Source organism: Streptococcus tangpeifui (assembly GCF_044503215.1).
GTDB lineage: Bacteria > Bacillota > Bacilli > Lactobacillales > Streptococcaceae > Streptococcus > Streptococcus tangpeifui.
The window spans coordinates 1199957-1222080 of sequence record NZ_CP172427.1 but is presented as its reverse complement, the minus strand read 5'-3'; the positions used below and the strand labels follow the sequence as shown (position 1 = coordinate 1222080).

Below are 22124 nucleotides of genomic sequence, written 5' to 3'. Positions count from 1 at the left end.
CTAAGTGACTATGCTATACTATAAAAGTTGACTAATATGCACATCCTGTGCAACCGCACGAAAATCGTTTGAGACTTTAGTAAAAAGTCTCAGTCAAGTAAGAGTTCGGCTCTCACGATTCTAGGCGAGTCTTCACAAGAAGGATTTTATCCTTCGTCCAAAAATCTTATAGGAGGTGCATAATGAGCACATACGCAATCATCAAAACTGGTGGAAAACAAGTTAAAGTTGAAGTCGGTCAAGCAATCTACGTTGAAAAACTTGACGTTGAAGCAGGGGCAGAAGTGACATTTGATCAAGTCGTTCTTGTTGGTGGAGATGCTACTAAGGTTGGTAGCCCTCTTGTTGACGGAGCTAGCGTTGTTGGAACTGTTGAAAAACAAGGAAAACAAAAGAAGGTTGTATCATACAAATACAAACCTAAAAAAGGTAGCCACCGTAAACAAGGTCACCGTCAACCTTACACCAAGGTTGTTATCAACGTGATCAACGCTTAATTTCTAATCATGATTGAAGCAACATTTACCAAAGACGCAAAAGGTTGGTCTGGGATGCAAATTACAGGTCACGCCGGCAGTGGTGAGTATGGCTTTGATGTGATTTGTGCTTCGGTTTCTATGCTGGCCCTTAACTTTATCAATTCGGTAGAAGTTTTGACCGGTAAGTCGCCGAAAATGGAATTAGCAGATGAAGGAGGCTTTCTCAAGGTTGAAAAGCCTCAAGAACTGGCTCCTCATCAAGAGCAGGTTTGGCAGACGCTATTTGCTTCGGTCGTTATCGGCTTGGAAAATTTAGCGGAAAATTCATCTCAGTATGTTGCCCGGCCTGTCATAAAATAAGCTTTCAACGAAAGGAAAATATTATGATTAAACTTAATCTTTCTAACTTGCAATACTTCGCTCACAAAAAAGGTGGAGGTTCTACATCAAACGGACGTGACTCAGAAAGCAAGCGCCTTGGTGCTAAAGCTGCTGACGGTCAAACCGTAACTGGTGGTTCAATTCTTTACCGTCAACGCGGAACTCATATCTATCCAGGTGCCAATGTTGGCCGCGGAGGAGATGATACCCTCTTCGCTAAGGTTGAAGGTGTTGTTCGCTTTGAACGTAAAGGACGCGATAGGAAGCAAGTATCTGTTTACCCAATCGCAAAATAAGCAGAAAGCAGGCTTCGGGCCTGTTTTTTTATTGCCTTCATCATCAACTGAGAGAAGAATAAACAAGTAGTTGGCGAACGAGAGCAGTTATGGGACAATTCTCGTTTTCTTTACGGTCTATCGAATTGGAGATAGTATTTGCTAGCTAATCGTTCTGTTCTTAACGAAATGACTTTGTATTATTAAGTAAGAAGAATGATGCTTTATGACAAGTTATGACATAAATTTTGAAAAAGGAAGTCATCTGAAAACGTTTACGAGAGATTTTCCGGCAATTTTTCTTTTAAAATCAACAAGAAAACGTTTAACATAATTGTCAATAACTAGAAATAATTTTAAAATTATGTTAGAATAGCTTGACGATTAAAATAGTTTAACTATTAAAAAAGTTAGACATCGTTACTTTTTTCAAATTAGGAGGACTCCCTTGATGGAGAAGAATGTACACTACAAGATGCACAAGGTCAAAAAGAGATGGGTAACTATTTCTGTTGCATCTGCCACTATGCTTGCTTCAGCACTCGGTGCTTCAGTAGCCAGTGCTGATACGGACGCCGCAGCAACTGATGCGAACAATGCTGCAAATGCTGCGGTAGCAGGAGATCAGGCAGTTAGCGGCCAAGATAATCAGGCTGCACCCCTTCCTGCCACTGCGACATCAGAAGATGCTGGTTCAACTGAAGAAGTAGCAGTTAACCAAGACGCTCAGGTCGCAAACACTGATGGGCAAGAAGCTCAATGGGTTCCTAGCACAGATAATAATTCAGAAGTCTCTGATGCTGTGACGCCTCAAGCTGCTGTAGCTGCAACTGATGCCCAATCTGTTCCCCAAGCCTTGACTAATCTGTCAAACGTCAAACAGGTTGATGGAAAGTATTATTATTACGATGCTGATGGGAATGTGAAAAAGAATTTCGCTGTCAGTGTTGGTGATGCTATTTTTTACTTTGATGAAACCGGCGCTTATAAAGATACATCAAAAGTAGGTGCTGACAAGACTTCGTCTTCGGCTAATCAGACAACAGCAACATTTGCGGCTAATAACCGTGCTTACAGCACAGCAGCAGAAAACTTTGAAGCTATTGATAACTATCTGACAGCTGACTCATGGTATCGTCCAAAATCCATCTTGAAAGATGGCAAAACTTGGACAGAATCGACCAAAGATGATTTCCGTCCGCTTTTGATGGCTTGGTGGCCTGATACCGAAACAAAACGTAACTATGTCAACTACATGAACAAGGTTGTCGGTATTGACAAAACTTATACCGCCGAAACTAGCCAAGCTGATTTGACAGCAGCAGCAGAATTAGTTCAAGCGCGTATTGAGCAAAGAATTACAAGTGAAAAGAATACTAAATGGCTTCGCGAGGCAATTTCTGCCTTTGTTAAGACCCAACCGCAATGGAATGGTGAAAGTGAAAAACCTTATGATGACCACCTGCAAAATGGTGCTCTCAAGTTCGACAATGAAACAGCTTTAACACCTGATACTCAGTCTGGTTACCGTATTCTTAACCGCACGCCGACCAACCAAACGGGTTCTTTGGATCCTCGTTTCACCTTCAACCAAAATGATCCGCTTGGAGGCTACGAGTATCTCTTAGCTAACGATGTGGACAACTCCAACCCAGTTGTACAAGCTGAAAGCCTGAACTGGTTGCACTACCTTCTTAACTTCGGTAGTATTTATGCTAATGATCCAGAAGCCAACTTTGACTCTATCCGTGTCGATGCGGTGGATAATGTTGATGCCGATCTATTGCAAATCTCTAGCGACTACCTTAAGTCTGCTTACAAGATTGATAAAAATAATAAAAATGCCAACGACCATGTTTCTATCGTAGAAGCATGGAGTGATAATGATACACCTTATCTTCACGATGAAGGTGACAACCTCATGAATATGGATAACAAGTTCCGTTTGTCAATGCTTTGGTCATTGGCTAAGCCACTTGATAAACGTTCTGGCTTGAATCCGTTGATTCACAACAGTGTGGTTGACCGTGAAGTTGATGATCGTGAAGTGGAAAAAATTCCAAGTTATAGCTTTGCTCGTGCCCACGATAGTGAAGTACAAGATTTGATTCGTGATATCATCAAGGCAGAAATTAATCCAAATTCATTTGGATATTCATTCACTCAAGAAGAAATTGATCAGGCCTTCAAGATCTACAACGAAGACTTGAAGAAGACCAACAAGAAATATACGCACTACAATGTGCCGTTGTCTTACACTCTGCTCCTAACAAATAAAGGCTCTATCCCACGTATTTACTACGGAGATATGTTTACTGACGATGGCCAATACATGGCTAACAAGACCGTGAACTACAATGCCATCGAGTCCCTTTTGAAGGCACGGATGAAGTATGTTTCAGGTGGACAAGCCATGCAAAACTACCAAATTGGTAATGGTGAAATCTTGACATCTGTCCGTTACGGTAAGGGTGCTCTTAAACAAAGCGATAAGGGTGATGCAACAACTCGCACATCAGGTATCGGTGTTGTTATGGGGAACCAGCCAAACTTTAGTTTGGAAGGTAAAGTAGTAGCCCTCAATATGGGTGCTGCCCATGCTAATCAAGAATACCGTGCCCTTATGGTATCAACTAAAGACGGTGTTGCTACCTACGCTACAGATGCAGATGCTAGCAAGGCTGGTATGATTAAGCGTACGGATGAAAATGGTTATTTGTACTTCTTGAATGACGACCTTAAAGGTGTGGCTAACCCACAAATTTCTGGTTTCCTTCAAGTTTGGGTACCAGTTGGTGCACCAGCTGACCAAGATATCCGTGTTGCAGCTAGCGATGCCGCAAGCACAGATGGCAAATCCCTTCACCAAGATGCTGCTATGGACTCACGCGTTATGTTTGAAGGTTTCTCTAACTTCCAAGCTTTCGCAACCAAGGAAGACGAATATACTAATGTTGTCATTGCTAAAAACGTTGACAAATTCGTTTCATGGGGAATCACAGACTTCGAAATGGCACCACAGTACGTGTCATCTACAGACGGTCAATTCCTTGATTCTGTTATCCAAAACGGTTATGCCTTTACTGACCGCTATGACCTTGGTATGTCTAAGGCAAATAAATATGGTACCGCAGAACATCTCGTTAAAGCCATTAAAGCGCTTCATAAAGCTGGACTAAAAGTTATGGCAGACTGGGTTCCAGACCAAATGTATACCTTCCCTAAAAAAGAAGTGGTTACCGTTACTCGGACAGATAAATTTGGTAAACCAATTGCTGGCAGTCAAATCAACCATACTCTTTATGTAACAGATACTAAAGGCTCTGGTGATGACTACCAAGCTAAATACGGTGGTGCCTTCCTTGATGAATTGAAGGAGAAATATCCTGAACTCTTCACCAAGAAACAAATTTCTACCGGTCAGGCAATAGATCCATCTGTTAAGATTAAACAATGGTCTGCTAAATACTTCAATGGCAGCAATATCCTTGGACGCGGTGCTAACTATGTCCTCAGCGACCAAGCAAGCAATAAGTATTTCAACGTTGCAGAAGGTAAGGTCTTCTTGCCAGGTGCTATGCTTGGAAAAGTTGTTGAGTCAGGTATTCGCTTCGATGGTAAAGGATATATCTATAACTCCAGCACAACTGGTGAGCAAGTTAAGGATAGCTTCATCACCGAAGCAGGAAATCTTTACTACTTCGGTAAAGACGGATACATGGTTATGGGTGCTCAAAACATTCAAGGAGCCAATTATTACTTCCTCGCTAATGGTGCTGCCCTTCGCAATAGTATCTTCACTGATCAAGATGGTAAGAGCCACTACTACGCTAATGATGGTAAACGTTATGAAAATGGTTACTATCAATTTGGCAATGATAGCTGGCGCTACTTTGAAAACGGTGTAATGGCTGTTGGTGTAACACGAGTTGCCGGACACGACCAATACTTCGATAAGGATGGTATCCAAGCTAAGAACAAGATTATCGTTACTCGCGATGGTAAGGTTCGTTACTTCGATGAGCATAACGGTAATGCAGTAACCAATGCCTTCATTTCTGACCAAGCTGGTCACTGGTACTACCTTGGTAAAGATGGTGTTGCGGTTACCGGTGCGCAAACTGTTGGCAAACAACATCTCTACTTTGAGGCTAACGGTCAACAAGTCAAGGGTGATTTTGTAACAGCTAAAGATGGTAAACTGTACTTCTTTGATGCTGACTCTGGTGACATGTGGACTGATACCTTTGTCCAAGATAAGACTGGTCACTGGTTCTATCTTGGTAAGGATGGTGCAGCTGTTACTGGTGCACAAACTGTTCGTGGTCAAAAACTCTACTTCAAGGCTAATGGCCAACAAGTTAAAGGGGACATCGTCAAGGGCGCTGATGGTAAGATTCGTTACTATGATGCTAACTCAGGCGACCAAGTTTATAACCGCACTGTTAAGGGGTCAGATGGTAAGACTTATATCATCGGTAAAGATGGTGTAGCTATCACCCAAACCATTGCTAAAGGTCAAACCATCAAAGATGGATCAGTTCTCCGTTTCTACAGTATGGAAGGCCAATTGGTGACTGGCAGCGGCTGGTACTCAAACGCTCAAGGTCAATGGCTGTACGTTAAAAACGGCCAAGTCTTGACTGGTCTGCAAACAGTTGGTAGCCAGCGTGTCTACTTTGACGCAAACGGTATCCAAGCCAAAGGCAAAGCCGTAAGAACTTCTGATGGCAAACTTCGTTATTTTGATGCTAACTCAGGCAGCATGATTACGAATCAATGGAAAGAAGTTAACGGTCAGTATTATTATTTCGATAATAATGGCGTTGCCATCTACCGTGGTTGGAACTAATAAAGGTTGTAAAATCACAGCTATTTAAAAGACTTCCTCACTCGAGGAAGTCTTTTTTATTTGTTAGAGTAGTTTTGGATTTGGATAAGGTCGTTAAGCTTTAGTTGCAATACCATTGGCGTCGATATTATATTTTTGACTGCCATCGTAGATGCTTGTATTACGCAGCATATCACCTGTATTGAGGTCGAAGTAGCGGTAATTGTTACCATCCGTATTGACTAGTTTTCCTTTAACTTGTTGATGGTTATAGGTATTAAACATGAGGGTACGACCATCAGGAGTGGTTGTCAGTCCGGACGCTACAGAACCATCAGCTTGGTAATAGAGCCAAGCAATACCTACCTTGGCACCTGGTGCAACACCGCGGTAGTCCTGAGTATCAATTTGGCGGAAGCGATCTTTCCACATATCACCTGTGTCTTGGTCGAAGTAGTATTCTTTTCCATCAATCTTCACAGTGTCGCCTTTTACTTGTTTACCCGTTGTGGTATCGAAATAGAGCGTTTGACCATTGATGCTTTGCAAACCTTTGGCCAAGCTGCCATCTTCATTAGCGTAATACCATGCATTATCGCCAGTTGTATAGAAACCAGTCTGCTTATCTTGATCAACCACATTGGCATCATCTTTGCTGATAATGGCGTGACTATCCCTGATTTTAGGACTAGCTTGCTCTTGCTGGGCATCATTCGTTTGAACTTGAACCGCATCTTGACTGGCTGCCTGAGCTTGATTAACAGCAGCAGCTACCTGTTCAGGTTGGCTAGGCTGATCAACGGCTTGCCATTTTTGCTCAGTATCCGTTTGAACCTGTTCAGTCCCAGAAACTGTTTCTTGGTCTGTTGCTGGCTGATTCTCTGCCTGAATATTTTGACCTTGTTGAGTCTCAGTAGGTTTAGTCACAACAGCAGCACTATCGCCACGTACTACGGTAGAATCTTGCTGGTCAGCTTTGACTGAACCAGAAGCCAGCAAAGCAGCCGACAGGACAGTAGTAGTACCAGCAATGGTTACCCAACGCTTTTTCACTTTGTGCATCGTATAAGTTCTCTTTCCTTGCATAAAATTTACCTCCTTATGCCCCTGTATTGTACCATACTGTGGAAAGCCTGTCGGCATCGTCTTTAAAACGATTACAGATTGTAACCTCGATGTGATAAATCTCATTTTTTAGCAAGAAAATTAATCTTCAAGAAAACTTAAAGTGTAGTCGAGTTATCCCGGATCAGACTAGTCGACGAGTCACAGACATCCTTAACTATTCAGCGAATAATTAGGTCTCTAGATAAAGTCAGCGACAGACTATAATACTGAAGATTGGTAAGGCTAGGTCAATAAATAGCATTTTGATTTTTAAAGAGTAGTAAATTCTAGAAAAGGGGCTCATGATTTTATGGAAAGAGAAAAAGCAGACCCGAATGCGGTCTGCCGCTAAGATTTGGAGAAATTAAGTGTTAAATGATTAGTTTGTTTTCACCCAATTCCACTTGTCGTTGGCATCTTTTTTGTAAACAGATACGCTGCCATCATAATTTCGGCGATAGCCATCATCAGCAGTTCCGTCAGCGCTTAGATGAATCCAACCATCTTCGATTTTAATTCTTTGATTCGTAACCATTGCACCATTCTCACCAAAATAGTAGAGGTTGCCATCATGTCCAACAAGTCTATTTATAGCTTGTTCACCGTAAAGGGGGGAGAAGAAAAGTTTTTGACCATTGATCGTCTGCATGCCAGTCGCTGGCAGACCGTCCTGACCGATATAAACCCAGGCATTGTAGTGAAAAGAATGCGGATCATTGTAGAAGTCCTTTTGCTCAAAATGGCCGTGCTGTTGCGTATCTTCTGGATGATCAGGTGTTGTTTTAGTAGCGTGACCATCTTCGTTAAGATGATAGGTAATACCTTTGATAGTTATGTCGGTATTTGTCAGCATTTCGCCAGTATCTGGATCAAAATAATAGTCGTGTCCGCTAATAGTTTGAAGGCGTCCTTTAACTTGAGCTCCTATATTGCGTTTAAAATATGGGGTATTTATGACTTTATCTGGAGTTATGAAGTACATCTCTCTACCGTCGATAGTTTGCCACCCAGTACGCATGCTGCCATCTGCTCCGAAATAATACCAATCAGGATATTTGCTATTATCAGAATCATAGCTTGTTATTTGAGCAAAACGGTTAGTCCACATTTCACCGGTATCTGGATCAAAATGGTAGGTGTCTCCATCAAGCGTGACATTAACCCCTTTAGCTTGAGTGCCGTTTTTGTCGAAGTAAAGTCGCTGTCCATTAATATTCAGCCAGCCAGTCACCTTTTGCTTATTGGCATCAAGGAAGTACCACTTCCCATTTTTTTCATTGAATGAATTAGCAGCTTGGCTGTTGTTGGGCGCTTGGATGGTTAACCCAGCAGGCTGAGCTGGAGTTGCTGGTTGAGCTGCCTGATTGTTGGCTGGTGCCTCTTGTTTTTGGTTTGCTTGGTCATTTTGAGCGGCGGCTTGATTGGCAACTTGCCCCTCTTGTTTCTCAGCGACTTGGTTATTTTGCTCTTCTTGTTTTTGCCTTTCCTGAATAGCTTCTTCAGCTTGACCTTGATCACCGCCTGATCCATCTTGACCAGGGGCTACTTCAGGAGTGCCTTGAACTGGTTTTTGTTCGGCAGCTGGAGCTTCTTGCTGCACAACAGGTGCTTGTTCTGCTTTTTGATCATCGGCCTGATTGATTTCGGTATTTTGCTGAGCAGCTGCCTGTTCTTGAGGAGCTGGGGTCACTTGGTCAGCACTGGCTTGACTGCCAGCTGCAAAAAGTGCTGTAGCAGCTGTTGCGGTTACCGCGATGGTCACCCAGTGCTTTTTAACTTTATGCAGTTTGTAATGTGTCTTCTCTTGCATAATTTTCCTCCTTAATACTAGGTGCAAGTAAAATTGTTCGAATAAATGGGGAGAGATTCCAAACAATTTAGACAATTAACGTGTTTTTGTCTGATTACTCAGACACTTGTATTTTAACATAGAAACAAGCTTACTTTAAGTTAGATTCCGGTAAATCAGGGAAATGATAGGAAAATGTAACTTTTGAAATAATTATCTCAATTGAGAATAAATTGTAAATTTCAATGAAAAGGGGTAAAATGAGCTTATAACAATTGGAGTAGGGATAAATCGAAATGGCAAAGAAACTTTCGGTAATGCCTCAAGACACGCGCCTGATGGCCTTTTTCTTAGGATCGGTTGGTGGTTGCCTTGATGTTTTTTCAAATATGCAATTCGGTACTTTGATTGCCACGCAAACAGGGAACATGCTTCTCTTAATTGCTGACTGGGGTCAAGGCCATCCTGAGCGAACAATTGCCAGCATTTTATCTCTGGTCTGCTTTACTGTGGGATTTTTATTGGGAATTCTTGTTAAGGAGCACGCTAAGAACGCTCATTGGCGGAGTCTGAGTGTCCTGCCCTTAGCCATAACCAGTTTTCTATACCCATTTTTTCCAAGGGACGAATTCTTCTGGATTCCGCTTTTATCTGCCAGCACAGGTCTTATGATGCTGACCTTCACGGGCACTAAGGTTCAAGACCATGCCTATGTTATTATGATGACCTCAGGGAACTACCGAAAGATGGTTACGGCCTGGTTTAATCTTTTTCGAGGCAAGGGCAATCACCGTCAGACCAAGCGTCAGGCTATCAACTACAGTATAGTCGTCGGTAGCTTTGTAGGCGGTGCCATTATCACAGGGATTTTGACCCATTTAGTAGGACCTTATGCTATCTGGTGTGTCAGCTTGGTCCTTCTGGCTATTATTATTGTCTACACGACCTTGGTTAAAGCCTATCACTTAGAAGATGAAAATATTTAAAAGGAGAGTGGGACTCAATCAGTAAATCGTGATAACATCGCGATTTTGATTTTTCCTGCTCTCTTATTTTAAACCCCAGATCTCTGCCACTTTCCTGTTTTTAGCTGGCAGGCTTTGGCAGTCTATCCCCAGACTGCCAAAGTCAACTGGAGCATTTTGACACTTGCTTTGCAAGCTTTATTTCCCGATTAAAAAGCTCTACCAGAGCGTTTTAACCCACCTCCCTCAAAAGGTCTGGGAGTTCTTTTGAGGTTGGAAATAAGATGAACAAAGTTCATCACATTAGATAACCTCCAACAGTTCCCCAAACTGTTGGAGCTATCACTTGAGTGGTAGTTAAACAGCCCAGTGGACTGTTTAAGGGAGCGCCTGAAAACGCCTGAAAATAGGAATGCGCCCCGAGATAAGGACTGTCAATCAGCAGTGGTTCATTGGTGCTAAAGTACCTAATGAACTGTGCAGGGGGAAGACTAAGTCGGTAAGCCAACAAGTCTTACTCCCAACCGCTGCGTCAATCTAGTAAATCTAGAACAAGGCTAAGAGTCTGAACTTTGGTCTCAGACTCTTTTTTAAGACCATTAATAAGGAACAAGGGAAATGCTAATAAATTTTTGTTATAATAATTCAGTAAGCTCACGAACGATTAAATTCTGAGCAATGATTGAAAGCAAGTAATAAGCAATATGAATATTCAACAATTACGCTATGTGGTAGCAATAGCTAACAGCGGAACCTTTCGAGAAGCTGCATCCAAACTTTTTGTCAGTCAACCCAGTCTTTCGGTGGCAGTCAAGGACTTGGAGTCTGAGTTAGGTTTTCAAATTTTTACGCGGACAACAACGGGAACTGTTTTGACTAGCCGAGGAATGGTTTTTTATGAGAAAGCTTTGGATGTTGTGCGGGGCTTCGACTCTTTTGAGAAGCAGTACACGAAGCCTGATGGTGATCACTATCAATTTTCTATCGCGAGTCAGCACTATGATTTTTTGCCGCCGTTGGTGACCACTTTTTCGCAGCGCTATCCAGATTATAAGGATTTTCGGATCTTTGAATCAACGACGGTTCAGATATTAGATGAGGTTGGTCAGGGGCACAGCGATATCGGCATTATCTACCTCAATCGCCAAAACAATAAAGGAATTCAGCAGAAGATGTCCAAGTTAGGCTTGGAAATGGTTGAATTGATTCCGTTTAAAACCCATATCTATCTGCGGAAAAATCACCCGCTGGCTCAGAAGACTAGCTTGACCATGGAGGATTTGGCTGGCCTGCCAACAGTTCGCTTTACCCAAGATAAGGATGAATACCCCTACTATTCAGAAAATTTTGTAGACACTAGTGACAGTTCGCTTATGTACAATGTAACAGACCGGGCTACTCTGAATGGCATTTTAGAGCGGACAGACGCCTATGCGACAGGATCGGGCTTCTTAGACAGTCGCAGTGTCAATGGGATTACAGTTATTCCCCTAGAAGATCATCTGGACAATAAAATGGTTTACGTTAAGCGGGTTGACACTAATCTCTCGACTTGTGCCCTTAAATTTATTGAGGTCATGACTGAGTATTTTAAAAGTTTTAAACCCTAGAAGCTAAGAAAGCTAGTGTCAGCGGACCTTTTAGCTGAATGTCGAGCAAGGAGTAAAAAAGCATGCGTAAGCTTATGATTCCATTGATGATTATCATATTAGTTATTTTGGATCAGTTGAGTAAATTTTGGGTGGTTGAGCATATCCGCCAGGGGGCTGTGCAAAAATTTTTACCGCCGATTTTTAGTTTAACCTATGTCCGCAATTATGGGGCTGCTTTTTCCATCCTGCAGAACCAACAATGGTTCTTTACCTTGATGACCATCCTAGTGATAGGAGTGGCAGTTCGATACCTTTGGAAACATTTATCTGGTTCTTTCTGGCTTGTCGGCGCTCTGACATTAATTATTGCTGGTGGGTTGGGGAACTTTATTGACCGATTGAGACTGGGTTATGTAGTTGATATGGTTCATCTTGATTTTATGGACTTTGCCATTTTTAATTTGGCAGATTCCTGCCTTAGTGTCGGCGTTTTACTATTAATTATTGCTTTTTGGAGAGAGGAGCAGCATGGAAGTCATTATTAATCAAGAGGGACAGCGACTGGACAAGGCGCTTGCGGATTTAACCAGTCTGTCGCGTTCTCAGGCCCATCAGGCCATCAAGAACGGTACTGTTCTGGTTAATAGCCAAGTCAAGAAGGCTAAGTACAGTGTCAAAGCTGGGGATATCATCACGTACGAAGAGCCTGAAGAAGAGGTTTTAGACTATGTCGCCCAAGACCTCCCTCTGGAAATTGTTTATGAGGATCAAGATGTTGCTGTCATTAACAAGCCTCAGGGAATGGTGGTTCATCCATCAGCCGGCCATCCGTCCGGCACTTTGGTTAATGCTCTCCTCTACCATATTAAAGATTTGTCCACCATTAATGGTGTGGTAAGACCTGGTATTGTCCATCGTATTGATAAGGATACTTCTGGTCTACTGATGATTGCTAAGAATGATCAAGCTCATCAAGCTTTGGCCGATGAGCTCAAGGATAAGAAGTCCTTGAGAAAGTATCTGGCTATTGTCCACGGTAATCTCCCCAATGATCGAGGACTGATCGAAGCACCGATTGGCCGTTCAGCCAAAGACCGAAAAAAACAAGCCGTTACTGCTAAAGGTAAACCAGCCGTGACGCATTTTCACGTCTTAGAACGATTTGGAAACTATACTCTGGTCGAATTGCGCCTAGAGACTGGCCGAACTCATCAAATTCGTGTTCACATGGCCTATATTGGTCACCCTATCGCTGGCGATCCTCTCTATGGACCTCGCAAAACGCTCAAGGGTCACGGGCAGTTTCTGCACGCCCAAACTCTCGGTTTCACCCACCCGACGACAGGAGAACTTCTTGAATTTTCTGTTCGGCCTCCGAAACTCTTCCAAGAGACCTTAGAGAACTTGCGTCAGAGTAGGTTGTCATAAAGTGTGTAACTTAAGGCCTCTTTGTTACACAGTCATATTTATGCAGCAAGGTTGAAAACTCTTCAAGAATGATAACACTTTGTGGATGAGGGCCAATTAGCTGTTTACTCCAGCCTCGATTTGTAGGAAAATGCATGTTTGTTCTATTCGTCAAGTGGACTTCCTGCACTGATGTTTTTGTTTTGACCATCAGAGTAACTTAAAAAATGAGGTGCTCAATGAGGTCGCAAAAGACTTACGGTTAATTCTTGCCTTAGCTAGTAGTTTTTGCTATAATGAGCCCAATGAATAAAATCCTTTAAAACTGTCCAGAGAGGCAGGCAAGGAGACAAGCTCAGAAAAAATGATAGGGTAGGCTGTACCCTTATCGCTTATTTTGTGTCATCTCCTTGCAAGGGCAGGGAGATTTTTTGTTCAAAAAAATTATTTTATAAGGAAGGATTTCTTATGAAGACAAAAGAAGTCGTCGATGACGTAACCATGAAGCGGGCTATCACCCGCATCACTTATGAGATTATTGAGCGCAATAAGAGTCTTGATAATCTTGTACTTGCAGGCATCAAGACTCGCGGCGTTTACATCGCTCGTCGGATTCAGGACCGCCTCAAACAGATTGAGGGGATTGATGTTCCAACGGGTGAATTAGATATTAAACCCTTCCGAGATGATGTCAAGGTTGAAAAAGACACGACAACAATGCCTGTTAACGTTACTGATAAGGATGTTATCCTAGTTGATGACGTTCTGTATACAGGACGAACAATTCGAGCTGCTATTGATAACTTAGTGAGCTTGGGACGGCCAGCTCGTGTCAGCTTAGCTGTTTTAGTTGACCGCGGTCACCGTGAATTGCCAATTCGAGCTGATTACGTCGGAAAGAATATTCCAACCAGCTCAGCAGAAGAAATTACTGTGGAAATGGTAGAGGTAGATGGAGCTGACCGTGTCACTATCAGTGATCCAAGTTAAGATAGAAACCTCCGAGGACAAGGATTAGTAAGGAAGTAGTTGTGCAAGAAATAACATACGATATTAGCGACATGCCCAAACCAGGGCTTCTCCTAGGCCTATCTTTCCAGCATCTTTTTGCCATGTTTGGCTCGACAGTGTTGGTACCAATCCTAGTAGGAATCGACCCTGCCATTGCTCTCTTCTCAAGTGGTCTGGGAACTCTGGCTCACTTAACTGTTACCAAGTATAAGATTCCAGCCTATATGGGTTCCAGCTTTGCTTACATAGCAACCATGCAAACCCTCTTGAAGACAGATGGGATGCCGGCAGTGGCTCAGGGAGCTATCTCAGGCGGCCTAGTTTATCTTTTGGTAGCTCTGATTGTTAAGTTTGCTGGTAAGGATTGGATCGATAAGATTTTGCCGCCCATTGTGGTTGGCCCCATTATCATGGTTATTGGACTTAGTCTGGCAACATCAGCTGTCAACAATGCCATGCTGAACGATGATAAATACAGCATTACAAGTTTGGTTGTTTCCATGGTTACGCTCTTTTCGGTTATTCTTTTTAGTATCTATGGGAAAAAGATTGTTGCTGTCATTCCGATTTTATTGGGTTTAATTGTTGGTTACTTCTTTGCTGTTGGACTGGGATTCTTAACAGGTCAAACAATTGTTGATTTTTCAGGAGTGACCAAGGCTTCCTGGTTAGATATCCCCAACTTCCATATCCTATTAGCTGACGGTCATTTTAAACTTTATCCGAGTGCTATTTTGACTATGGCTCCCATTGCTTTTGTTACCATGACTGAGCATTTCGGCCATGTCATGGTTCTCAACAGTTTAACGGGCCGCGATTTCTTTAAGGATCCTGGCTTGGAAAGAACTTTAACTGGGGATGGTTTAGCTCAAATTATTGCTGGTTTCTTCGGTGCTCCTCCGGTAACCTCCTATGGTGAAAATATCGGTGTTATGGCCCTCAATAAGATTTTCTCTGTTTATGTCATTGCCGGGGCTGCAGTAATTGCGGTAGTCATGAGCTTTATTGGTAAGATTTCGGCCCTCCTCCAGTCCATTCCAGTCGCTGTTCTGGGTGGCGTTTCTATCTCTCTCTTTGGGGTCATCGCTTCCAGCGGTTTGAAAATTCTAGTTGAGAACAAAGTCGATTTTGACAATAAGAAAAATCTCTTCATTGCTAGTGTTATTTTAGTGTCAGGGATTGGTGGGCTTATGTTACAAATCGCCCATCTCCAAATCACCAGTGTCGCTTTCTCAACACTTCTTGGTATTATTCTCTATCAAATTCTTCCAGAAAAGGACTAAAGACCTATGGCAGTAACAAATGGTATGGTCTCCCTCAAGCATCTGGTGACCATGGAAACTCTCTCCAATGAAGAAGTTCTCGGGCTGATTAAACGAGGCATGGCCTTTAAACAAGGAAAAGCTGACTTTCATTTGGACCGGCAATATTTTGCAGCAAATCTCTTCTTTGAAAGTTCAACTCGAACCCACAAATCCTTTGAGGTGGCTGAAAAAAAGCTGGGGCTGGATGTGATTGAATTCGATGCTAAGACCAGTTCTGTCAACAAGGGCGAGACTCTCTACGACACAATTCTGACTATGTCAGCTCTGGGGGTAGACATCTGTGTGGTTCGTCACTCCAAGGATGACTACTATAAGGAATTGATTGATAGCCGGACCATTCAGGCTTCGATCATCAATGGCGGCGATGGCTCGGGTCAACATCCCAGTCAGAGTCTCTTAGACCTCATGACCATCTATCAAGAATTTGGCACTTTTGAGGATCTTAAAATTGCTATTGCTGGCGATATTACTCATTCGCGCGTAGCCAAGTCCAACATGCAAATTCTTAAGCGTCTTGGGGCCCAGCTCTATTTCTGCGGTCCAAAGGAGTGGTACTCGCACGAATTCGATGTGTATGGCCAATACGTCACTATTGATGAGATTGTAGAACAGGTTGATGTCATGATGTTCCTGCGGGTACAGCATGAACGCCATGATGGTAGTGAATCTTTCTCAAAAGAAGGCTACCACCGTCTCTATGGTTTGACTAAAGAACGCTATAATCGCTTGAAAGAAGAGGCTATTATCATGCATCCAGCTCCAGTCAATCGTGATGTAGAAATCAAAGATGACTTGGTCGAAGCGCCTAAGTCTCGGATTGTAGCCCAGATGCAAAATGGGGTTTTTGTCCGTATGGCGATTATCGAAGCCGTTCTGAGAGGGAAAGCTTAGGCTAAATTGGAATTTAGAATTATTTGATTAATAATGTAAACCATTTAATTGAGTATGAGCTAAAATTTTAGTAAAAAGATAAACTGCCTTGTGCTTTGGCAGCATAGTGTCAGTTTCCTATTTTATACAGATTTTTCAACGCTCTTTGTATCTTAAATAAAGGAGAAAACAAGTTCATTCTTGCAAGTTTTTGCAGAATATGACCTTGTCCTGAGGATAGATTTATGACAAAAAGACTATTAATTTTAGAAGATGGTACGATTTTTGAAGGTCAAGCCTTCGGAGCTGGGATTGATGTGACCGGTGAAATTGTCTTCAATACTGGTATGACTGGTTATCAGGAATCCATCACCGACCAGTCCTATAACGGTCAAATTTTAACCTTCACTTATCCTTTGATCGGGAATTATGGTATCAACCGTGATGACTATGAGTCCATTACACCAACCTGTAAAGGAGTAGTTGTGGCGGAAAGTGCCAGACGAGCCAGCAATTGGCGTAATCAAATGTCTCTGGATGAATTTTTAAAATCCAAGAATATTCCAGGGATTTCTGGTATTGATACTCGTGCTCTGACCAAGATTATCCGTCGACATGGTACTATGAAGGCAACCTTGGCTAATGCAGGCGATACCATTGAACACCTACAGGATCAATTACGAGCGACAGTTCTGCCGACCAATAATATCGAACAGGTCTCTACCAAGGCAGCTTACCCAGCTCCCGGTGTTGGCAAAAACATTGTTTTGGTAGACTTTGGGCTCAAACATTCCATTCTGCGGGAATTTTCTAAACGTAGCTGTAATGTGACTGTTGTCCCTTACAATACGACAGCTGAAGAAATCCTCAACCTCAATCCAGACGGTGTCATGCTGTCTAACGGGCCGGGGAACCCTGAGGATGTGCCTGAAGCTCTGGACATGATCCGGGGAGTCCAAGGCAAGATTCCTATTTTTGGTATCTGCATGGGACATCAGCTCTTTAGCTTGGCTAACGGTGCTAGAACCTATAAGATGAAGTTTGGGCATCGGGGCTTTAATCATGCAGTGCGTGAAATTGCTACAGGGCGGGTTGATTTTACCAGTCAGAATCACGGTTATGCTGTTGATCGCGAGACCTTACCGGATAGTCTGATTGTCACTCATGAAGAGATTAATGATAAGTCTGTCGAAGGGGTTCGTCATCGCTACTATCCAGCGTTTTCGGTTCAGTACCATCCAGATGCTGCCCCAGGTCCTCATGATGCCAGCTATCTCTTTGATGAGTTTTTGGAATTGATTGATGCTTTCAAATTAGAGAAAGCTATCCGCTAATATTTAATGTTGTACAGTGAGACGACGAATAGTAGAAAGGAGAAGTTCGGTTAGCGTTCCTAACTGAACATGGGACTAAATCCTTAGGAAAAAAGAGACGTAGCTGTTGGTGCTTTGGCACTTTACAGATATAGATACTTAGCAGTGTAAAACTTCCTAGGTGTTGACCTCTGCGCCAGATTTCCTATTTTTCTACAGGATTTTTTGCAAGCAAACTGTCCCTTTGTATCTTGTATTATGCCAAAACGTTCTGATATTTCTAAAATTATGGTCATCGGGTCTGGTCCAATTATTATTGGTCAGGCTGCTGAGTTTGACTACGCTGGTACCCAAGCCTGCCTAGCTCTGCGTGAAGAAGGTTATGAGGTTGTCTTGGTTAACTCGAACCCAGCCACTATCATGACCGATAAAGAAATCGCCGACAAGGTCTATATTGAACCTATCACGACCGAATTTGTGACCCGCATTTTGCGCAAGGAAAGGCCAGACGCCCTCTTGCCAACTCTTGGTGGCCAGACCGGGCTCAATATGGCTATGGAACTGTCTAAAGCGGGTATTCTGGATGAGCTGGGTGTTGAACTTCTAGGAACCAAGCTTTCAGCTATTGATCAGGCTGAAGACCGTGACCTCTTCAAGCAGCTCATGGAAGATTTGGAGCAACCGATTCCTGAATCACAGATTGTTAATACTGTTCAGGAGGCCTTAGATTTTGCGGCCGAGATTGGCTACCCTGTCATTGTCCGCCCTGCCTTCACTCTGGGAGGTACCGGTGGCGGTATGTGTACCAATAAAGAAGAATTGCGTGAAATTGCCGAGAATGGCCTGAAGCTCTCGCCTGTTACACAATGCTTGATTGAGAGATCCATCGCTGGTTTCAAGGAAATTGAATACGAGGTTATGCGGGATAGTGCTGACAATGCTTTAGTGGTCTGTAACATGGAAAATTTCGACCCTGTTGGTATCCACACAGGAGATTCCATTGTGTTTGCCCCAACTCAGACGCTGTCCGATATTGAAAATCAGATGCTGCGGGATGCCAGTCTAAAAATCATTCGTGCCCTTAAGATCGAAGGTGGCTGTAATGTCCAGCTGGCTCTGGATCCTCACAGTTTTAAATACTATGTCATCGAGGTTAATCCGCGGGTATCGCGTTCTTCAGCACTGGCTTCTAAGGCAACAGGTTACCCTATTGCTAAATTGGCTGCTAAAATTGCAGTTGGATTGACACTTGATGAGATGATCAATCCAGTAACTGGCACGACATATGCCATGTTTGAACCAGCCCTTGACTATGTTGTGGCAAAGATTCCCCGTTTTCCATTTGATAAGTTTGAAAATGGAGAACGCCGCCTAGGAACACAGATGAAGGCGACGGGTGAAGTCATGGCTATCGGCCGCAATATTGAAGAAAGTCTGCTCAAGGCTTGCCGTTCGCTGGAAATCGGTGTTCACCACAATGAGATGCCAGAATTAGCGACAGCTAGTGATGACCAGCTTTTCGAGAAGATTGTCAAAGCTCAGGATGACCGACTTTTCTACATTTCGGAAGCTATCCGTCGCGGTTTTAGCATTGAAGAAATTTCAGACTTGACCAAGATTGATATCTTCTTCTTGGATAAGTTGCTCCATATTTTTGAATTGGAGCAAGAGTTGCAAAAGAATGTTGGCAATCTTGATATCTTGAAAGAAGCTAAACGTTTTGGTTTTGGTGACAGAAAAATTGGTCAACTTTGGGGAATGGCTGCCGCAGACATTCGCCAGTTGCGCTTAGATAATAATATTATTCCTGTTTACAAAATGGTTGATACCTGTGCCGCAGAATTTGAATCTGCGACTCCATATTTCTACTCAACCTATGCCTTTGAAAATGAATCAATCAAATCAGATAAGGAATCAGTTATCGTACTGGGTTCTGGCCCAATTCGCATCGGTCAAGGGGTGGAATTTGACTATGCAACCGTTCACTCAGTTAAAGCCTTGCAGGCAGCTGGTTATGAAGCCATTATCATGAATTCCAATCCAGAGACCGTCTCGACTGACTTTTCTGTATCCGATAAGCTCTATTTCGAACCTCTCACTTTCGAAGATGTCATGAATGTCATTGATTTAGAGCAGCCTAAGGGGGTTATCGTACAGTTTGGCGGTCAGACCGCTATCAATCTGGCTGAACCATTGTCTAAGGCTGGTGTTAAAATCTTAGGAACCCAAGTGGCTGATTTAGATCGAGCAGAAGACCGTGACCTTTTTGAACAGGCTCTACAAGACCTTGATATTCCGCAGCCACCGGGTCACACAGCTACCAACGAAGAAGAAGCAGTAGCTGCAGCCCGTCAAATCGGCTTCCCAGTATTGGTTCGTCCTTCCTATGTCCTTGGCGGTCGTGCTATGGAAATTGTTGAAAACGAAGACGACCTTCGCTCTTACATGAGAACAGCGGTTAAGGCGAGTCCAGATCATCCTGTTCTTGTCGACTCTTATCTGGTTGGTCGTGAGTGTGAAGTCGATGCCATATCAGATGGTAAGAATGTCCTCATTCCGGGGATCATGGAACATATCGAACGAGCCGGGGTTCACTCAGGAGACTCTATGGCTGTTTACCCACCGCAAACCTTCTCTCAAGAGATCATCGATACCATTACCGACTATACCAAGCGTCTGGCTATCGGCCTTAATTGCTATGGTATGATGAACATTCAGTTTGTCATTCACGACGAAAGAGTTTATGTCATCGAGGTTAATCCACGCGCCAGCCGGACCGTGCCATTTTTATCCAAGGTAACAGATATTCCAATGGCTCAGGTAGCAACTAAGCTGATCTTAGGGCAAAGCTTAGCTGATTTAGGCTATCAGGACGGTCTCTATCCTGAGAGTGATCGAGTTCATGTCAAGGCCCCTGTCTTCTCCTTTACCAAATTGGCTAAAGTAGACAGCCTCTTAGGCCCTGAAATGAAATCAACTGGTGAAGTTATGGGGTCAGATAAAACCTTAGAAAAAGCCCTCTATAAAGCTTTCGAAGCCAGTTATCTTCACCTACCAACCTTCGGTAATGTCATCTTCACTATTGCAGATGATACCAAAGAAGAGGCTCTGGAGCTGGCGCGCCGCTTTGATGCTATCGGCTATGGTATCTATGCAACAGCTGGAACTGCCCGCTATTTCAAAAAACATGGTTTAAATTCAGTCATTGTTGATAAGCTAGGTGATAACGATGACAATGACATTCCAGCCCTGGTTCGGACCGGTGTTGTCCAGGCCATTGTTAACACGGTTGGTACCAAGCGAACAGCAGATGAAGATGGTCAGACTATCCGTAGCTCGGCCATTGAAGCAGGTGTTCCTCTCTTTACTGCACTGGATACGGCAGATGCTATGGTTAGAGTACTGGAAAGCAGGAGCTTTACAACTCAAGCTATTTAGAGAACCTTAGAATTTTTTATTATCAACTTAAGACTGGGAGAATTTCTCAGTCTTTTTTAGAAGTCTGAAAATGCAACTGGCTGTACTGATGATTTTGATAAAGTGATGCGTGAAGCAGCCAAATCGGCGTACTTTTAGCCTCTTGATCGTCAAACAGTTTACAGTCGCTGACAAATGAATAACATTATTTTTATCCTCAAAAAAATCGCAGTCAGACTAGGTGACAAGCCACAGAGTGTTTAAGCTATTCAGTGGGTAGTTTGAAATTGAGGATAAGGCAAGTGACAAGTTTGCAAGATTGAAGGTATGGCAAGGTGAAGATGACAATGTATCATTTGGACTTTAAAGAAGATTTGGTCAGTTTCACATCGAAGAAATTCTATAATCCCCCAACTAACCGATAGATTGTTAGAATTTAGGGAATTAAAAAGACGAAAAATTTTAAAAAAAGTCGATTCACGACATATTTTGGCCGTTTCACGACATTTTCGTGCACAAAGTAAAAAATAGGTTATACTGTCATTGTTGGATGCAATAGTTGAAGCTTGTTAGTATTTTTGATTGGTGATTAACTCAACAAGCTTCCTGACTCCTTCTTTATTTAAATCAACTCGGGTCCTTTGCTACTTTAGGCCCGAGTGATTCTTTACTCCCAAATAGTAAAAGGAGAGGCCGTATGGGTGCTTTCCTTTTGCTTTATTTACTAGTTTATACTCAAAGAAAATCAGTAATAGATAAGACGACGAAGCATAGACAGTACTGGGTTACGGCAAGCTGAAGCCAACGGGATATAGTTTTGATTTTTAAAGAGTATTAGCTTAATGTGCAATGCCACAGTCTTATAGGAGGTAGCGGCGAATGAGAACCTATCGGAGGTTTACTGTAACCAGCCTTATCACCCTAATGCTCATTATCTGGCTGGGATTTTTCTTGTCGATTGCCCTATGGAAGATTATCTTTCTAGGAGTAATTAATTTTATCCTAGACTATTTGGCCTACCGTGTAGCTTATGAGGAATCTTCTGGCAGTGAATTAACGTTGCGAGAAACATTACAAGGATTTTATCGGCTGATCGGCAATAAGTACTCACTAGTATTTTTAGGTCTTGTACTTATTACAGTCATCTACGATTATGTGACCCACAAACCTCAGATTGATAACTATTTCTTTATCAGTCTTCTCATAATGACTTGTGGGATTCAGTTTATCAGCGCTTCCAATGGTAGATCTAAGAAGTGCCAATAACATCCCAATCAGCTTATTCTTCTAATCTTATTTAATAAAATTAACAAAAATAAGTAATTGAGATGTTATTTTGGGATGGTAAAGTGTTAGAGTGGG

General features: G+C 42.7%; 16 protein-coding genes and 1 other annotated feature. Of the genes, 14 read left to right on the top strand and 2 right to left on the bottom strand.

Annotated elements, in window-relative coordinates:
* Window positions 1-41: 41 nt before the first annotated feature.
* Window positions 42-142 (top strand) — a sequence feature (ribosomal protein L21 leader region).
* A 40-nt stretch (window positions 143-182) separates the two neighbouring features.
* The 4 genes from rplU (at window position 183) to ACFSN5_RS05625 (ending at window position 5987) form a co-directional block, all read left to right on the top strand.
* Window positions 183-497: a 50S ribosomal protein L21 gene (gene rplU / locus ACFSN5_RS05640; RefSeq protein ID WP_165210787.1), complete on the top strand. Its 315-nt coding sequence runs from the start codon at window positions 183-185 to the stop codon at window positions 495-497.
* A 9-nt stretch (window positions 498-506) separates the two neighbouring features.
* Window positions 507-839: a ribosomal-processing cysteine protease Prp gene (locus tag ACFSN5_RS05635; RefSeq protein ID WP_004228332.1), complete on the top strand. Its 333-nt coding sequence runs from the start codon at window positions 507-509 to the stop codon at window positions 837-839.
* Window positions 840-862: 23 nt separating this feature from the next.
* Entirely contained in the window at window positions 863-1156 is a 294-nt protein-coding gene (rpmA, locus tag ACFSN5_RS05630; protein WP_004229856.1) for a 50S ribosomal protein L27, read from the top strand.
* A 430-nt stretch (window positions 1157-1586) separates the two neighbouring features.
* Window positions 1587-5987, top strand: a complete 4401-nt coding sequence (locus ACFSN5_RS05625; protein ID WP_165210790.1) for a glycoside hydrolase family 70 protein — start codon at window positions 1587-1589, stop codon at window positions 5985-5987.
* A gap of 93 nt (window positions 5988-6080) precedes the next feature.
* Here ACFSN5_RS05625 and ACFSN5_RS05620 read toward each other — a convergent pair whose 3' ends face one another.
* Window positions 6081-7052: a KxYKxGKxW signal peptide domain-containing protein gene (locus ACFSN5_RS05620; protein ID WP_165210793.1), complete on the bottom strand. Its 972-nt coding sequence runs from the start codon at window positions 7050-7052 to the stop codon at window positions 6081-6083.
* Between the two features lie 400 nt (window positions 7053-7452).
* Window positions 7453-8883: a KxYKxGKxW signal peptide domain-containing protein gene (locus tag ACFSN5_RS05615; RefSeq protein ID WP_165210796.1), complete on the bottom strand. Its 1431-nt coding sequence runs from the start codon at window positions 8881-8883 to the stop codon at window positions 7453-7455.
* Window positions 8884-9158: 275 nt separating this feature from the next.
* Between ACFSN5_RS05615 and ACFSN5_RS05610 the strand changes: the two genes are divergently transcribed.
* The 10 genes from ACFSN5_RS05610 (at window position 9159) to ACFSN5_RS05565 (ending at window position 22028) form a co-directional block, all read left to right on the top strand.
* Window positions 9159-9848 (top strand): YoaK family protein, encoded by a 690-nt coding sequence (locus ACFSN5_RS05610; RefSeq protein WP_165210799.1) that lies wholly within the window; start codon window positions 9159-9161, stop codon window positions 9846-9848.
* 683 nt (window positions 9849-10531) lie between these two features.
* Complete coding sequence (locus ACFSN5_RS05605) at window positions 10532-11437, top strand: LysR family transcriptional regulator (protein WP_165210802.1); 906 nt, start codon at window positions 10532-10534, stop codon at window positions 11435-11437.
* 62 nt (window positions 11438-11499) lie between these two features.
* A complete protein-coding gene (gene lspA, locus ACFSN5_RS05600; protein ID WP_165210805.1) occupies window positions 11500-11964 on the top strand; it encodes a signal peptidase II in 465 nt (154 codons plus the stop codon).
* Window positions 11948-12847 carry an RluA family pseudouridine synthase gene (locus ACFSN5_RS05595; RefSeq protein WP_165210808.1) on the top strand — a complete coding sequence of 300 codons (900 nt, stop codon included), beginning with the start codon at window positions 11948-11950 and terminating at the stop codon, window positions 12845-12847. Before lspA ends, ACFSN5_RS05595 begins: the two co-directional genes overlap by 17 nt.
* A gap of 447 nt (window positions 12848-13294) precedes the next feature.
* Window positions 13295-13816 carry a bifunctional pyr operon transcriptional regulator/uracil phosphoribosyltransferase PyrR gene (gene pyrR / locus ACFSN5_RS05590; protein WP_165210811.1) on the top strand — a complete coding sequence of 174 codons (522 nt, stop codon included), beginning with the start codon at window positions 13295-13297 and terminating at the stop codon, window positions 13814-13816.
* 41 nt (window positions 13817-13857) lie between these two features.
* On the top strand, window positions 13858-15120 hold the full coding sequence (locus ACFSN5_RS05585; protein WP_165210814.1) for a uracil-xanthine permease family protein: 1263 nt from the start codon (window positions 13858-13860) through the stop codon (window positions 15118-15120).
* A gap of 6 nt (window positions 15121-15126) precedes the next feature.
* Window positions 15127-16053: an aspartate carbamoyltransferase catalytic subunit gene (locus tag ACFSN5_RS05580; protein WP_165329033.1), complete on the top strand. Its 927-nt coding sequence runs from the start codon at window positions 15127-15129 to the stop codon at window positions 16051-16053.
* A 224-nt stretch (window positions 16054-16277) separates the two neighbouring features.
* Window positions 16278-17366 (top strand): carbamoyl phosphate synthase small subunit, encoded by a 1089-nt coding sequence (locus ACFSN5_RS05575; protein ID WP_165210820.1) that lies wholly within the window; start codon window positions 16278-16280, stop codon window positions 17364-17366.
* A 237-nt stretch (window positions 17367-17603) separates the two neighbouring features.
* Entirely contained in the window at window positions 17604-20783 is a 3180-nt protein-coding gene (gene carB, locus ACFSN5_RS05570; protein WP_165329032.1) for a carbamoyl-phosphate synthase large subunit, read from the top strand.
* Window positions 20784-21641: 858 nt separating this feature from the next.
* Window positions 21642-22028 (top strand): hypothetical protein, encoded by a 387-nt coding sequence (locus ACFSN5_RS05565; protein ID WP_165210826.1) that lies wholly within the window; start codon window positions 21642-21644, stop codon window positions 22026-22028.
* Window positions 22029-22124 lie beyond the last annotated feature (96 nt).

Coding starts and splice junctions, on each gene's coding strand:
- ACFSN5_RS05635 (WP_004228332.1), top strand. CDS start 507: ATGATTGAAGCAACATTTACCAAAGACGCAAAAGGTTGGTCTGGGATG.
- rpmA (WP_004229856.1), top strand. CDS start 863: ATGATTAAACTTAATCTTTCTAACTTGCAATACTTCGCTCACAAAAAA.
- carB (WP_165329032.1), top strand. CDS start 17,604: ATGCCAAAACGTTCTGATATTTCTAAAATTATGGTCATCGGGTCTGGT.
- ACFSN5_RS05625 (WP_165210790.1), top strand. CDS start 1,587: ATGGAGAAGAATGTACACTACAAGATGCACAAGGTCAAAAAGAGATGG.
- ACFSN5_RS05610 (WP_165210799.1), top strand. CDS start 9,159: ATGGCAAAGAAACTTTCGGTAATGCCTCAAGACACGCGCCTGATGGCC.
- ACFSN5_RS05575 (WP_165210820.1), top strand. CDS start 16,278: ATGACAAAAAGACTATTAATTTTAGAAGATGGTACGATTTTTGAAGGT.
- ACFSN5_RS05615 (WP_165210796.1), bottom strand. CDS start 8,883: ATGCAAGAGAAGACACATTACAAACTGCATAAAGTTAAAAAGCACTGG.
- ACFSN5_RS05605 (WP_165210802.1), top strand. CDS start 10,532: ATGAATATTCAACAATTACGCTATGTGGTAGCAATAGCTAACAGCGGA.
- ACFSN5_RS05565 (WP_165210826.1), top strand. CDS start 21,642: ATGAGAACCTATCGGAGGTTTACTGTAACCAGCCTTATCACCCTAATG.
- lspA (WP_165210805.1), top strand. CDS start 11,500: ATGCGTAAGCTTATGATTCCATTGATGATTATCATATTAGTTATTTTG.
- ACFSN5_RS05595 (WP_165210808.1), top strand. CDS start 11,948: ATGGAAGTCATTATTAATCAAGAGGGACAGCGACTGGACAAGGCGCTT.
- rplU (WP_165210787.1), top strand. CDS start 183: ATGAGCACATACGCAATCATCAAAACTGGTGGAAAACAAGTTAAAGTT.
- ACFSN5_RS05620 (WP_165210793.1), bottom strand. CDS start 7,052: ATGCAAGGAAAGAGAACTTATACGATGCACAAAGTGAAAAAGCGTTGG.
- ACFSN5_RS05580 (WP_165329033.1), top strand. CDS start 15,127: ATGGCAGTAACAAATGGTATGGTCTCCCTCAAGCATCTGGTGACCATG.
- pyrR (WP_165210811.1), top strand. CDS start 13,295: ATGAAGACAAAAGAAGTCGTCGATGACGTAACCATGAAGCGGGCTATC.